This window comes from Paenibacillus sp. 2003 (assembly GCF_031455635.1).
In the GTDB taxonomy this organism is placed as follows: domain Bacteria; phylum Bacillota; class Bacilli; order Paenibacillales; family Paenibacillaceae; genus Paenibacillus; species Paenibacillus amylolyticus_B.
Genome location: NZ_JAVDTB010000001.1, coordinates 1 through 14,550, shown reverse-complemented (window position 1 = coordinate 14,550; position 14,550 = coordinate 1). Strand labels below are relative to the sequence as shown.

Genomic DNA, 14,550 nt, shown 5'->3' with positions numbered 1-14,550 from the left:
CTGATATGTGAACTACGTATATGATAACCGATGCTGTGGTATTTGCGAAGAAGAATTTGGTTAAAAAGGTAGATTTATAGGAGTACTCAATCTCCAAGATCCAAACGATCCAGCGGGCTCTGAATACGCTGAATATTTTTCGTACTAACATGCGTATATCGCTGAGTTGTTCGTGCACTCGTATGACCAAGGAGCTCCTGAATATAGCGCAGGTCTGTTCCGTTTTCCAACAAATGAGTAGCAAAAGAGTGTCTCAATACATGAATACTCACCTTCTTCACAATGCCTGCCCGTTGTCTAGCTTCTTCGAAAACCTTCTGCACACTCCGCTCCGTAAGATGCCGATCAGAGGATTGCCCTGGAAAGAGCCAACGACTTGGCCTATATTCAGTGATGTATTTTTGCACCATATCCCACGCTAGGCTCGATAGAATCGTTCTCCGATCCTTTTGCCCCTTCCCCTGTCTCACGATGAGTGTTTGCCTTTCAATATCCAGATCGCTGCACAGCAGACGCACAACTTCACTTACACGAAGTCCAGAAGAATAGGTTAGAAACAAAATGGCCTTATGTTTAGAGTTGGTTACGGATTTGAGCAATTGAGTGACTTCCTTTTCGGACAATACTTGCGGCAGCTTAGTTTGCTTCTTTGGACGAATATACTGGATTTCCGTAGGGTGATGGAGTACATGTTTGCAATAGAAACGGATAGCACTAATGGTCTGATTCACGCTTGAATGGGAAATCCCCCGCTCAAGTAAGCCCAAACAATACGTCTGAACTTTGGAAGTAGTCACCTCATTATCTTTAAGGGGAAAGCTACTCAGAAAACGTTCCACCTGATTACAATACGCTTTAATCGTTTTGCGGCTGTATCCTCGTAACTTTAGTGCCTTCTGTAACGGCTCTTTGCTCCATGGATGGTTTCCCTTACTAGCATTCCATTGCTGTAAATGCTCATTTTCCACCCACAACTCTGGGGTAATCAGAACGTCAGCAGGATCAAATTGATTCATGAATTCCTGAAGAGCAGCTATGGTGTAAGGGATGATCCACACTTTTTGTTTGGCTTCCCACGTTCTGCCCTTAATCCGACGAATCCGTTCAATATATGCTGGGTTATATGGGATATGGAGGTGTAGTAACTCAGCGGAACCTTTAGTTATGGTAATCGCCTTTTCAGTAGTAGCATATTTATTCATAGGAAACTCTCCTTCGTTTGGATAGATTATGTTGTTGAACCAAATTCGGAAAAATAAAAAGGAAGGCCCTTCTTCATCCCCTAGGGAATCAGATGACCTTCCGATGCTTTCGGAACATATATGCTGTTGTAAAAAGTACCCTACTCCTATGAGGGTAAGAATCAAACGAAATCGGATGAACTAACCGTATTAGCGGTTATCGAATTTTCTACAATAATCGTAAAGCCTATTGCCCACGTAAAGATCAATCCACAAACAAGGAGACGCCGCTCCAGACGTCGCATTGGGAAAATTATGAAAGAACAGGGGCTAATTTCCGATTACAAGAGCGCTCAGTATAAACCCCATAAAGCATCGTGTAACTAAGCGACGATAGCAAATGTTTTGATCGTGATTTCAAGCGACGGAAGTTACTTCACTAACTCCGCCGTTCTCATATACCGCACAAATCATCCGTAAATTAACCATAGCTCCCCCTGTGATAAACTCTTCCTACTTCACCCTCTAACAAGTAAAAACACCTCCAAAATTGGGCTCCACATCTTACGATAGGGTTGCACTCTCTCGGAGGTGTTATTTATCTCAGACTACAGGGCCCTTCAGTTCATCAAATATACTATTTTTTTGTATACTTGTTATTATAGGCGATGAGATATCTCGTTGAAGAATCTTCTACAGCAATCATATCAGTACTGTTTTCGTGTTTAATTTTAAATAGTTTTGTACCTACTTTGTATGTGTTGGAACTTATAATGTTCTCATCATCATGATCACTCTCATTCGTTGAGGATATTTCTATCTCACCTATTTGTTCATCTAATTCATCCTCTGTAATAGTGTCATTGCTTGTAATATAGACTTCTTCCTTTAATTTTATCATTTTATCTGAAGCAAAACTTCCAGAGGACGATGAACACCCGAACAAAAGTAAAATCAAAGAAATGACAGGTATAAATAGCAATTTCCTTTTCATATTACCTCCATAGAAGATAGACTAAGGCCCCTGTTCCAATAGGGCCTTGACCTTGAACTTTTATTTACCTAAGGCTGAAGTTGAAACGTCGTCAAGAGTAACTAAACGATTATCGTAAAGGTTTTTATACGAGCTTTCATCCACTCTAAACGATTTTTCATCCTGTTTAATAAAGATACTTTCATCCTCGTTAATAGGAATGAATACATTATCATCAATCTTTTTTAGATACAATAATACTTCTGTACCTTCTTCGAGTTCGGTAGAATGCTCATGATAAATAATAGACGTATCCGTTTCTCCGCCAATTTGTCGTAAATTAATTAGATCTCCCTCTAAAACTTCTCCTTTGATGACATTTTCTATAACTACCTCCGATTGGTAAAATGCTTCTTCTGTTTCACCATCATTTTTGATGAGAGGACTAAGTTTGTTTTTAACAATTCCACTCACAATAACATCGGCATCATGTGCACGAGCTTCAAGGGTGCTATAGCCGATAGCCCAGGAATAATGATTTATTTTCAAGTCTTTTTGTGTGGTTTGAGCCTTTTCCAAAATATTATCGGGAACATCTAACACAGGTTCATCACTCTGAACGCTAGCAAAGTTATAGTTATAGATAGCATTAATGGTATTAATGTCCCATGAAGTTGGCGACTTGTTTGGACGTCCGTCAATTAAAGTTCCAGAAGAATTACGTTCAAATGTATTGGGAGTCATAACGGTAGGGTTACCAAATGGAGCGTGATCGAGCCCAAGAGCATGGCCAAATTCATGAGTTGCGATGCCCTTTACATGATCTGTAGTGTAATGACTTTGTGCTGTATAGTATGTATTAACCCATGTCTTCATGGTGGAATAATTTCCGGTTATAATACTAGTGGTCCACTGTGCAAATCCGTCCCAAGTAACACTACTGTCAGATTTATTGCCTGCAGTAAATTTAGAATTGGTACCAGCTTTTAGAAAGACATCAGTAGATAGATTCCACTCATCTCTAGCATGTGTCCATATATTGGTGTAGACATTATTGGTTCCATTGTTTTGATAAGTTATGTTTCTGCTTCCCCAAGAGTAACCCGTTACTGGAGTCGCATAAGCTTGTAAGTTACTAAACAACATTCCTGCTAGACCGCATAGTAATAATGCTTTCTTAACATGTTTCATGTAAACACCTCTTAAAAAGTGGATTTTATTACCATAAATTAAATATAATGATAGTCATATCGAAATGTCAATGCTCTATGTAAAAAAAGAATGTTTTTTGATATAACCCCCCACAATTATCATAAAATAAAAACAGCGATCCCTACCTTAATTTATCGAGGTAGGGATCGCTTAATTGAACTGGGGACTTTTTCAGTGCCCTGTACTCTACAGGGGTCATCCTTTTTAAGTTCCATTGGTGGTTGTAGTAGGTCATCTGAGCCTTAATTTCTCGTTTGACTTCTTCCAGTTCTTCTGGCGTGACTTTGAAAAACAAAAATGGAAGGCCCTTCTTCATCCCAAATAGGGAATCAGAGGACCTTCCGATGCTTTCGGACATATCTGACGTTGTAAAAGGTGGAACTTAACGCGGCTTGTACAATGGCAAGCCGCGTTAAGGGTGTGAGGTGCTGCGTCCATTGGGTGTAGCACTTCCCTGGGTTGCACCGCGTCAATGATCGCGGTGCTCTTTCAAATGCCGCTGCACCTACATGGCAGCGGCTTCTTCTCCCAGCGGCAGCGTGTAATACTGCGCCTGCTGCCCTTCATGCTGCTGGTACACAACGACCAGCAGCGTCCGGCCTTTCGCGGCAAGCGGGCTGGCGCCAGCTAGCACACGCTCAAGCCGGAACGGAAGCACATCCAGTACGGTGTGCTTCTGCAGTTCCTTTTCGCCGAGACCAAGGTCGGCGAAAGCACGGGCACCCATGACCGTCTGAGCGGTCATGGCCGAGGTCATCGGCAACGCACGCGAAGCGTTGCCGTCTTCCCCGTCCGCCGCTCCATCCGCGGCGGACCCTGTTGCGTCGCCCGAAGTGAGCGACGCCTCACCCCCGGCATCGCTGCCGATCACACTCGCCGCATCTGCGGCAGAGTTCTCCCCGGCAGCAACCGAACTTCCCCCAGCGGCACTCGGGCCCGTGCCGCTGCTTTCGAGCCATGCCGTGCCTGCGGCGCCGGCAACGCGTGGCAGACGAACGTCTTCCGGACGTTCAGCCAGCTTCTTCATATAACCCGCCCACTGGTCTTTCTGGAGCGGATCTTCCCACCAGATTTTACGCGGCTTGTATTTGTGACCGAGGAAATAGTCCAGCTTCATCAGACCGAGCACGATATCCATATGCGGCGTGTTCCGTGATTCCAGGAAGCTGTGCAGACGAGTGAACAGATCCTCCAGTTGGTGACCAATCTTCTGCCACCCCTGACCTTCCCAATAATCCCCGAACGCCTGGAAGAAATCAAATGGCGAATTGAACTCCTGCTCCATCAGATACTTCAACGTATGGTCCATCCGGTGTGCGTTCCAGTATTTTTCAAGCACATCTTCCAGCCGCTTCAGGCGTACGATGTCACTGAACGGCAGCACATCACTGCCCAGAATCTCATACGGTGCATGATCCATGTACGTATAGTTGTACTTTTCCGCATCCAGGCGCAGACCCGTACCACGCAGCATTTTGAGGAATCCGAGTTGAAGCTCTTCTGGTCCCAGTGCAAATACATCGTTAAACGTTTTGCGGAACGTATTGTAATCTTCCTCCGGCAGTCCGGCGATGAGATCCAGATGCTGATCGATTTTGCCACTGGCTTTCACCTTGTTGACGGTACGGCTCAGCTTGCTAAAGTTCTGGCGGCGTTTCACCAGTTCATTTGTCGGATCGTTCGTGGATTGAACCCCGATCTCGAAGCGGAATGTCCCCGGCGGCGCATTCTCTGCCAGATAATCCAGTACCTCGGGACGCATAATGTCCGCCGTAATTTCAAACTGGAACACCGTCCCCTGATGGTTCTCGATCAGGAATTTGAACATTTCGAGTGCATAATCCCGCTTGATGTTAAACGTCCGGTCCACGAACTTGATCAGCTTCGCGCCCTTCTCAATCAGGTACAGAATGTCCGACTTCGTCCGCTCAATATCGTAATACCGCACACCGACCTCAATACTGGACAAACAGAACTGACAACTGAACGGACAGCCACGGCTGGTCTCAAAATAAACAACCCGTTTCCCAAGCTCCGGGATATCCTCTTCAAAACGGTGCGGTGACGGCAGATCGTTCAGATCTGCTTTTGGCCGACCTGGCATGAGAATGACCTCTTCCCCTTTGCGATACGCCAGTCCATAGACAAAGTGGAACTTCTTGCTTCCTTCCAGCTCCGTCAACAACTGATGCAGCGTCTCTTCCCCTTCACCCATCACGATAAAATCGACATTGGGAATCCGGTTCATCCAATATTCCGTGTCGTAGGACACCTCCGGCCCGCCCAGCAAAATTTTCACGTCAGGCATAACCTTTTTCAGATTATCAATGACCTTGATCGTCTCTTCAATGTTCCAGATGTAACACGAGAAACCAATCACGTCCGCCCCGCGCTGGTACAGATCAGACACAATGTTCATCACCGGATCCTTGATCGTATACTCCGCCAGGTCAATATCAAAATCCTTCTCACTGTACGCCTTCAGACAACGCAAGGCCAAGGAGGTATGGATGTACTTTGCATTTAATGTAGAAAGAATAACCTTCATGGTTCACAACCTTTGCCTGGACACCCAGACCATATATTTTTTGGGAAAAGTAAAGCTCCACAGCCATCCTGCCCCGGACGCTGTTCATCTAAACCTCTTTTGAACTAGCCATTCCATCTCTCATGGACATATCCAACGTTTGTCTTTCAAAGAGTGGACACTCTTTTCAAAAAGACATATACACATCGCCAAACCCAAACCACAACATACAGTATGAAAAACACATAATAAAACTACATGTTGTATACGATAAGGTCAGTCATTCCTAACGCCAATGTCCACCCTGTGAAAGACAATTCGCCACCATTTGTCCACTCTACAGAGACACAACAACCAACTTCAAAGATTCGAAAGTGAAAATTAACAATTCATACTCATTTCACACTTACTCATACTCGTAAAACGCATCATCATCTGTATCGACTTCTTCGCCCGATTGCTTCTGGAAAAACTCCAGGAACGGCAGTCCGTACTTGCGGTACTTGACCTCACCGACCCCTTTGATATCCAGCATGTCACGTTCTGTCTGTGGACATACCACACTCATCTCACGCAGGGTCGCATCATTGAAAATAATGTACGATGGCACATGCTCTTTCGCTGCCAGATCACGCCGGATCAGACGAAGTTGTTCAAATACCGTCTCGTTAACCGCAGATGGCATCGCATCGCGTCCACGACGTCCACCATAGTTTGTACCCGAAGCCGCCGCAACTGTCTTGCGGACAACACGCTGCATCACTTCACGTTGACCCTTCAGCACTTCCACCGCGAGCGGCTGTAAACGCACGACCGGATACTGTCCCTCGGACAGCATCAGATATCCTTCCGATACCATCACGTTGATGATCTCCGATATCTCGCGCTCTGTGCGATTTCCCATCACGCCGTAGGTTGGCAGGGAATCGAAGCCGTAATCGAGCACTTTTTTGGCACGGGAGCCTTTGAGCACCGAAGCGACCAGCGATACACCATACCGTTCACGCATCCGGTGAATGCAGCTGAATATTTTCTGAGCATCAATCGTCATGTCTACCAGCTCACGGTCGTCCGTACAGGAACTGCAAATACCGCAAGGCGTGTCGTCATGTACCTCACCGAAATAATCCAGCTGCGCACTACGCAGACAACGCGTCGTGTAACAGTAATCCACCATCTGTTGCAACTTCCGGTAATCATTCTGTTTGCGGTCACCCTCCATCGGATTCTGTTCAATCAGAAACTTCTGGGTGATAATGTCCTGTGCCCCGAATAGCAGAATACACTGACTGGGCTCGCCGTCCCGGCCTGCACGTCCGGCTTCCTGTACATATGCCTCCATGTTCTTCGGCATGCTGTTATGAATAACGTAACGCACGTTCGATTTATCAATCCCCATCCCGAACGCATTGGTCGCCACCATCACTCGGATATCATCGTACAAAAAAGCTTCCTGGCTCTGGGACCGTTCATCGTCCGTCATGCCGGCATGGTAGCGCCCAGCGGGCAATCCCGCCTGCAACAAACGCTGATGCAGATCGTCCACGTCCTTACGGGTCGCGGCATACACAATGCCTGGCTCGCTGGCATGCTCGCGCGCATAATTCAGGACAAAGTCCTTCTTGCTTTCGCCACGCAGCACGCTAAACGCCAGATTATCCCGCCCAAGTCCGGTCACATACGTCTGCGGGTCCTGCAAACGCAGCAGCCGCAGAATATCACCCATGACCTCGGGCGTCGCTGTAGCCGTAAAGGCCGCAACCACCGGCCGCTCCGGCAAACTGTCCACAAACGGCGCTACCGCAAGGTAGCTTGTCCGAAAATCATGCCCCCACTGTGACACACAGTGGGCCTCATCCACAGCAACGCACGAGATCGGCAAATAGCCCATCTCCTCGCGGAACCAATCCAGCTCCAGTCGCTCAGGCGCGACATAGAGCAATTTCAGCTCACCGCGCTGCGCCGCGCGGATACGATCATTCACTTCTTTGCCGCTAAGTGTACTATTAATATACGCGGCAGCAATTCCGGCGGTCGTCAACGCATCGACCTGGTCCTTCATCAATGAGATCAACGGGGAGACAACAAGTGTCAGACCCGAATATAACAGGGCGGGGATCTGATAACAGATCGACTTACCGCCCCCGGTTGGCATAATTCCGAGCGTATCTTCACGTTCGAGCAGGCTGGCTACAATCTTTTTCTGTCCCTCACGGAAGTCGGGGTAGCCATAATATTTTTGCAGGAGACCCTGCGCTTCTTCTAATGTTGGTGTTTGCACACTCATGTAAAGACTCCTTACTTATCACCGGTGTTCTTCCACCAGCTTGGTCCGATCCGATTCTGACATCCGAAAGCGGCTCATATGCCGCATCCTTGACAACAAAATGGCGTTCTCATGACTTGTCCGTCAAGCAAACGCCGCTCCCTTTAGTTTAACGGCCCAGCCCCGAATGAGCAACCGCGTTTTACTGTAAATCGTTTGAAGCTTCTTCATTAAAATAAAAACAACCGTTCATCCATGTTTGGACAAACGATTGCTTTATACTTTTGTTCACAACCGACACACTCATATCACGCTAGTGTACCCGTAGCCATTCATCTGGTGAACCTACTGCACCTTATAACTTCACTTTAACCTTTTAACGACTCTACCTCAGACTCCGGCAAGCCACTTGCCTTTGCAATAACAGAAACTTCAATGCCTAGAGAAAGCATGTTTCTTGCTATTTCAATCGTATTTTCCCTTCTACTAATCCCTTTTCTATGCCCTTGGCTATTCCGTGAGCTATTCCCTTTTCCGTAGCCCATTCAATCATGGAAACTTCATCATGCAAATACTTCTGCCGCTCTTCATACAAACGACGTGCTTCACGATCCTGACTCAAGAACTCCAGCGTATCCATTACTTTCTTAACCCCAGATTCATTCATGTTGTATCACCGCCTCTTGCATTCATACGATAATACAATCCTTTCCTCTGCATCAGTTGTTCATGCGTTCCATCTTCGGCAATTCGGCCATGTTCCATCACAAGGATGCGAGAACACTGACGAGCAACCTCCATGCGATGTGTGACAAGCAATCCTATCCTGCCTTTCATAAAGTTCAGCAAGTGATTCATCACGTTCTGTTCTGTCTGAATATCCAGGGATGACGTCGGTTCGTCCAGAATATACAGATCGGATGACCTCATAAAGAGCCTGGCCAGCGACAGTCGCTGTTGTTGGCCTCCAGATAGATTGGCCCCTTTCTCATGCAACATTGCTGCGTATTGTCCTTCCTGTGCCTCAATATATTCATGCAAACCTGCATGCTCTGCCGCAAGCTTTATCTTTTCCAACGTAGCGTCTATATTCAGACGGATATTGTCCTCAATCGTTCCTGAAAAGAAGGTTGGTGTCTGCGGCATATACGTCAGTCTGGATTGGTCATCCATCTCTATATAATCTGCAACATGTTTATTACCTAGTAATATGCTTCCGTTTGTTGGCTCGATCAGCCCTGCACACACTTGGCACAGTGTAGATTTGCCAGCACCACTGGCGCCAACTACCGCAACCAATTCACCAGGAACCAGATTAAGCGAAATCTGATCCAGAATTTTTCGACCACTGTCTTCATCGGTTACCGTAACCTGTTGAAGACGTAGCATAGCCATTTCGTTCTTTTCATGTGCCCCTTTTTGTGTACTCTCTTGATCTTGGTTACAAATTCCCTGTGCAAGCTCCTCGTGCTTAGTATTAGATGCGTCTGTCTTCTTGTTCTCCGCCAATTTCAACCATGCAGAGATACGTCCAAATGCACCCACGCTGGCTTGCATCTGACTCCACTGGCTGGACAAGCCGAGTACTGGCCACACCACCAATTCAAACAGCAGACTACTTGCAACAACCATGCCCGGAGACAAAGTTCCCCTAGCCGCTGACAAAGCAATAAGGAACAACGCTGCCAATTGAGCCAGACCAAACACCGCCATCGCCACGTTATCCGACATGCTCAGGGTCATCTGCAACTTAGCCTGAACACGATTCAGTGATTGCTGTTGTGTTCGAAAACGAGCGAGAAACCACGGTGAAGCATTATACATCTGAATCACAGGTATCCCTTCAACATACTGTTGGATCTGTTCTTGGGACTCGCCTTCTCTGGATTCGACCTCATCGGACAGATGTACAATCCGCTGATCATACAACCTCGCCGTGAACCAGATTGCCCCTGCACTTACCAAGGCGATAACCGCAACCCATGCATCTGCTTTGTACAAGTATCCCAGCGATAGAGCAATGATGAATACAACCGTTACCCCTTCTGCAATTGCCTCCACAACTTCTGCACCATGCTTGGTGTCTTCCTTGATGCGAAGCATCACATCCCCGGACTTCTGTCTGCGCACCCAGGAATAGGGCATCCGGTTTAACAGTTTCAACAGATCCATGGACATGTCCCGTTGTATTGATTCCTTGAGCCATATCAACACATAACGATGCATCGCGAGCAATACGATAAACCCTGCCAGAATGGCAATAAAGATCAACGCCGTAGCATTAAGCTGCTCCTGTCCCCCATCATGAATGGCATCCACAAAGAATCCCTGTACAAAGGCAAGTCCCCAATCGAAGACCGCATCTGCTGCAATAAAAATGAGCAAAATCGCTACAGCTAATCCATAAGGCTTCATCCAGCGATAAAAAAACGGGCCATACCGCTGCCAATGATACAGCTTGTTTTGGGTCATCTGGAACATCACTTTCGTTCATCTGATGATGAGCTTCATTTTCGATATTTTCTATTTCATTATTTTCATTTATCTCATATGCTCCACTTTTCTCATGACTGCTTTTCATTTCAACGTCATCGGCATATGCTGCATCTTCGGTCTTGTTACTCATGCTGTTCCTCCACTTCCGTATCCTGCTCCGCAATATAACTTCGATATCCGTTTGGACGATCCAGCAATTCTCGATGAGTCCCCGTATCTTCGACGCGTCCCTTCTGAATATAGATGACCTGATCTGCCCGTTCTATCAGCGATAATCGATGAGTAACTGCAATAACCGTTGTGCCTTTGTCAGCAGTGATTCGGGCAAAGAGATCATTCAATCGTTGCTCATGCCACGGGTCTTGAGATGACGTCGGTTCATCCAACAATAGAATATCCGGGTTCCTCAGCAGCGCTCTTGCTAGACTAATACGCTGAAGCTCACCACCCGACATTGTCCCGCCTTGCGGTTGAAGCTCTGTCCCATAACCGAGCGATTGACGCATAATGGCGTCATGTGCATAAGTCATGTGGGCCACAACCTCTACTTGTTCGGCAGATATCTCCTCTTGTCCAAAAACAATATTCTCTTCCACTGTACCTGTGAAAATAAAGGCTTGTTGCGGAACATATACCTGATTGACATGTGCTGTCTGAACTTCGTTCACACCATTCAGTGAATTCTTCTGATTAATGACCTGAATCGAACCAGTAACAGGTGTATCTAATCCGGCTATTAATTTCAATAACGTGGTTTTCCCGCATCCACTTGGTCCTGTAATTACAGTAAGCTTTCCTTTCTTGGCTTCAAAAGTAATATCCCTTAACACTTCTTCTTGCTTTGCATACTTATAAGACACATGCTGTACGTTGATGCCAGCCAGTTTAGATTGCTTTTCAAGCTGCCCCAAATGCGTATCGGACTGTACATATGTATTTGTACTGGTATTAGCAACCGTGTTCTTTTTCTCCAAATCCAGCACCTCAAAGATTCTGGACGCATGGGAAGCCGAACCAATAAAATCATTCCACAACCCAGATAACGATTCAATCGGACGAGTTAATTGACTGCTTGCTACCAGAAAAGCTGCCAGTCCTCCTACATCCATATGTCCATTCAGGACCTGCATGCCGCCTAGATAGAGAATCAGAATCATGCCACCATACGTCGAGACCCGTCCGGCTGCTTCCGAAAGACGTTGTAACACAGATACGGACATCGTATGTCTGAACACTTGATCCATTCGATCTTTAAAATGATGGTGTACATAACCCGCGAGTCCGTAACTTCGGATCTCAACTGGGGCTTGGATGATCTCAGTTAGTATCTCATCTCTTGAAGCTGCGCTGGCATTCAACTGATCATGCTGTCTTTGTAGACGTTTACCAAGTCCCACTGTTACAAGAGGATAGATTAACGTAAATGCAATGATAGCCAACGACAGCGGCAAGTTCACCCAACTGAAGTAAGCAAAGGCAAGAATCAGTTGAATGATATTTTTTGTCAGTTCAATGCCATGTTGGTTTATCCCCTTCTGTGCTTCCTTGGCTGAAGTCCAGACCCTAGACGTCAGGTCACCCGTATGATAATGTGCCAGATCGCGTGTCTCTGTGTTGCCAAAGGATGAGAGCAGTAGAGACTGCACAGACAATAATGTCTTTTGCTGGAATAACGTCTCGACCCTCGTCATGAATGCGGTTACAACCAATCGTAATACTACAATGCTAACGCCTATGATTAAACCTGAGTAGAGTAGCGAAAACTGTGCTTCGGTAGCACCTTTGACCAGTCTTCGGATCGATTCCAAATAACCGACCTCAATCAGGGAGACCATACATGCGGCGAAAAGCAACAGAATGATGAACATACGGTACTTGCCCGTTAATGTCCATAATCGAGTTAACATGCCTAACGTTGAATAAGTTCTTTTGTCAGCTAACATGGATGGTTTCTCCAATCTTCTCATTAAATTATGTACTTGGTTATGATATCATCGGTGATAAGGGAAAAATGAACATTTATTGCTGGAAGTACTATTCGAAGTAGGGAGATTGATATGCAACATGATTTGCTAGACACATTGGATAAGCTATTCGACTACATAGAAGACCATATTCAAGACAAATTAACGCTGGATCATCTGGCATCTGTGACTCATATATCCAAATTCCACCTGCATCGCATGTTCAAACATGTAAGCGGACAATTGCCTGGAGAATACATTCGCTCACGCAAATTGGCACGCAGCCTGGAGCAATTGGTGAATCTGAACTGGAAGATTATCGATATCAGCGGACATTACGCTTTTGAACATGAACAATCCTACATACGTGCTTTCAAACAAGCCTTCGGCATTACACCCCTGCAGTATCGCAAACAGGGAGCTGGAGACCTTGAATTCACAGCTCGTATGACTTCATCCATGATCACAATACTTCCGTATGGATATATTTTCAAACCAACGTATGTACGAAAACCGGCCATGAAACTCATCGGACAACGTTCCCATATTCGGTATGCAGATAACGAAGAGCATTATGAAGCCAATTCAGCAGGCAACGACTTTTTTGAAAAACACTTTCATTCGATTCCTAACGTGCTGCAACCCAACGTATATATCGGATTTACCAATGAAATTAACGAGGATTACAGTACATATCAGCCGTCTGTAGAAGTAACCAGTCTGGATCATATTCCTGAAGAACTCGACGGAATTGAGGTCCCGGCCAACCAGTATGCCGTATTCAAATTCGTCTGTGATTTCCATCCAAGTCTGATCAACATTGATCATCTGGACAGTGTCTGGACATTTATAGATGAATATTGGCAGAGCCATTCGGGGTACGAGAAGAGTGATCCATACTATTTTGAAAGAATTGACGGCAGTCTGGCTCAGGACCACTACGGAGAGTTGGACATTTATATTCCTGCAAAGCAAATTTCACTGTAAGCTGCAAATGGAGGTCCAATGTTTATGGATCAAAATACTCAAGCTAATTCAAGTTCATCCCATACAGATTCTCGCAAACCCTGGATACGTAGACACCCTATTCTTACTACATTTACATTGTTGATTCTTGTACTGTTCGTTGTCTTATTCCTGTATTTCTGGCTCCGCCCATACTTCTCCACATTTGAACGTTCTGAGAAAGGAGATTTGAGCTATTCCATGCCTTCACGGAACGGTGAATTTACCGCCGAGATTTACGGCGTACCTTACGGTGGTGCGGCAGGCGGCGTTACGATCTGGGTCGATGTGAAGAAGACAAATGCCCCTGAGGACGCCACAGTACAAACGATCTATCGTGCCGAGCACCACGGAAATAACCATCTTGAATGGGAAAATGAAAACACACTCCGGATTGAAAACTGGACTGAATACACGGATGAGACCATTACCCTCAATATCGATGACGAAATATATGATGGATGGGGCTGGGCGTGCCAAAGCTTACGTATGAAAGACCAGTCTGTGCGATGCCTAGCACCCGAAAAGTAAAACAAGTTAGCAGCTAAAATGACGACCCTAAGCAATGAAGGTCTCATCTTGACGCGTAATACTCACTGCATCTCACATCAGAAGTTCCACGATGCATATGCCTTGTGAGAAATCTCACCAAATGCTACTTTCATTACACCATGGCAGGAGATACACGCAGCACGAGAAGCATTAAAAGCCCCGCTCACCGACTCTTTCGGTCAAGCGGGGCTTCTTTTGTTCACTAACAACTTCGTATCTATCGGACTTAAAACATATGGCAGCATTATAATTTATCTATCATATCTAATCTAGTTCTGTTTCTGCTTCTGCTTCTGCTTCTGCTTCTGCTTCTGCTTCTGCTTCTGCTTCTGCTTCTGCTTCTGCTTCTGCTTCTGCTTCTGCTTCTGCTTCTG

The 14,550-nt window shown here is 45.9% G+C and carries 9 protein-coding genes and 2 pseudogenes; 2 read left to right on the top strand and 9 right to left on the bottom strand.

What is annotated here, in order from left to right; all coding sequences use genetic code 11:
* Positions 1-86: 86 nt before the first annotated feature.
* The 9 genes and pseudogenes from xerA to J2X75_RS00015 form a co-directional block, all read right to left on the bottom strand.
* A complete protein-coding gene (gene xerA, locus J2X75_RS00055; RefSeq protein ID WP_310333524.1) occupies positions 87-1,202 on the bottom strand; it encodes a site-specific tyrosine recombinase/integron integrase in 1,116 nt (371 codons plus the stop codon).
* A gap of 616 nt (positions 1,203-1,818) precedes the next feature.
* Entirely contained in the window at positions 1,819-2,175 is a 357-nt protein-coding gene (locus tag J2X75_RS00050; RefSeq protein WP_307538739.1) for a hypothetical protein, read from the bottom strand.
* A gap of 60 nt (positions 2,176-2,235) precedes the next feature.
* The gene (locus J2X75_RS00045; protein ID WP_310333521.1) at positions 2,236-3,345 is read right to left on the bottom strand and encodes a matrixin family metalloprotease; all 1,110 of its coding nucleotides are present in this window, start codon (positions 3,343-3,345) and stop codon (positions 2,236-2,238) included.
* 142 nt (positions 3,346-3,487) lie between these two features.
* Positions 3,488-3,640 (bottom strand): annotated as a pseudogene (locus J2X75_RS30410) (IS3 family transposase); the annotation flags it as partial.
* A gap of 231 nt (positions 3,641-3,871) precedes the next feature.
* Entirely contained in the window at positions 3,872-5,914 is a 2,043-nt protein-coding gene (locus J2X75_RS00035; RefSeq protein WP_310333518.1) for a DUF4080 domain-containing protein, read from the bottom strand.
* 385 nt (positions 5,915-6,299) lie between these two features.
* The gene (recQ, locus tag J2X75_RS00030; RefSeq protein WP_310333516.1) at positions 6,300-8,180 is read right to left on the bottom strand and encodes a DNA helicase RecQ; all 1,881 of its coding nucleotides are present in this window, start codon (positions 8,178-8,180) and stop codon (positions 6,300-6,302) included.
* A 347-nt stretch (positions 8,181-8,527) separates the two neighbouring features.
* Positions 8,528-8,826 (bottom strand): annotated as a pseudogene (locus J2X75_RS00025) (Rpn family recombination-promoting nuclease/putative transposase); the annotation flags it as partial.
* Positions 8,823-10,574 carry an ABC transporter ATP-binding protein gene (locus J2X75_RS00020; RefSeq protein ID WP_440433474.1) on the bottom strand — a complete coding sequence of 584 codons (1,752 nt, stop codon included), beginning with the start codon at positions 10,572-10,574 and terminating at the stop codon, positions 8,823-8,825. The pseudogene J2X75_RS00025 and the gene J2X75_RS00020, both read right to left, overlap by 4 nt.
* A 203-nt stretch (positions 10,575-10,777) precedes the next feature.
* A complete protein-coding gene (locus J2X75_RS00015) occupies positions 10,778-12,598 on the bottom strand; it encodes an ABC transporter ATP-binding protein (RefSeq protein ID WP_310333513.1) in 1,821 nt (606 codons plus the stop codon).
* 114 nt (positions 12,599-12,712) lie between these two features.
* On the opposite strand from J2X75_RS00015, the gene J2X75_RS00010 reads away from it, so the two are divergent.
* Entirely contained in the window at positions 12,713-13,606 is an 894-nt protein-coding gene (locus tag J2X75_RS00010; protein ID WP_310333511.1) for an AraC family transcriptional regulator, read from the top strand.
* 24 nt (positions 13,607-13,630) lie between these two features.
* Positions 13,631-14,155: a DUF5412 family protein gene (locus tag J2X75_RS00005; RefSeq protein WP_310333508.1), complete on the top strand. Its 525-nt coding sequence runs from the start codon at positions 13,631-13,633 to the stop codon at positions 14,153-14,155.
* The last annotated feature ends 395 nt before the right edge of the window (positions 14,156-14,550 follow it).

What these genes read in the sequence shown, in the direction of transcription:
- J2X75_RS00045 (WP_310333521.1), bottom strand. Translation starts at nt 3,345, where the DNA reads ATGAAACATGTTAAGAAAGCATTATTACTATGCGGTCTAGCAGGAATG.
- J2X75_RS00020 (WP_440433474.1), bottom strand. Translation starts at nt 10,574, where the DNA reads ATGAAGCCTTATGGATTAGCTGTAGCGATTTTGCTCATTTTTATTGCA.
- J2X75_RS00035 (WP_310333518.1), bottom strand. Translation starts at nt 5,914, where the DNA reads ATGAAGGTTATTCTTTCTACATTAAATGCAAAGTACATCCATACCTCC.
- recQ (WP_310333516.1), bottom strand. Translation starts at nt 8,180, where the DNA reads ATGAGTGTGCAAACACCAACATTAGAAGAAGCGCAGGGTCTCCTGCAA.
- J2X75_RS00015 (WP_310333513.1), bottom strand. Translation starts at nt 12,598, where the DNA reads ATGTTAGCTGACAAAAGAACTTATTCAACGTTAGGCATGTTAACTCGA.
- xerA (WP_310333524.1), bottom strand. Translation starts at nt 1,202, where the DNA reads ATGAATAAATATGCTACTACTGAAAAGGCGATTACCATAACTAAAGGT.
- J2X75_RS00010 (WP_310333511.1), top strand. Translation starts at nt 12,713, where the DNA reads ATGCAACATGATTTGCTAGACACATTGGATAAGCTATTCGACTACATA.
- J2X75_RS00005 (WP_310333508.1), top strand. Translation starts at nt 13,631, where the DNA reads ATGGATCAAAATACTCAAGCTAATTCAAGTTCATCCCATACAGATTCT.
- J2X75_RS00050 (WP_307538739.1), bottom strand. Translation starts at nt 2,175, where the DNA reads ATGAAAAGGAAATTGCTATTTATACCTGTCATTTCTTTGATTTTACTT.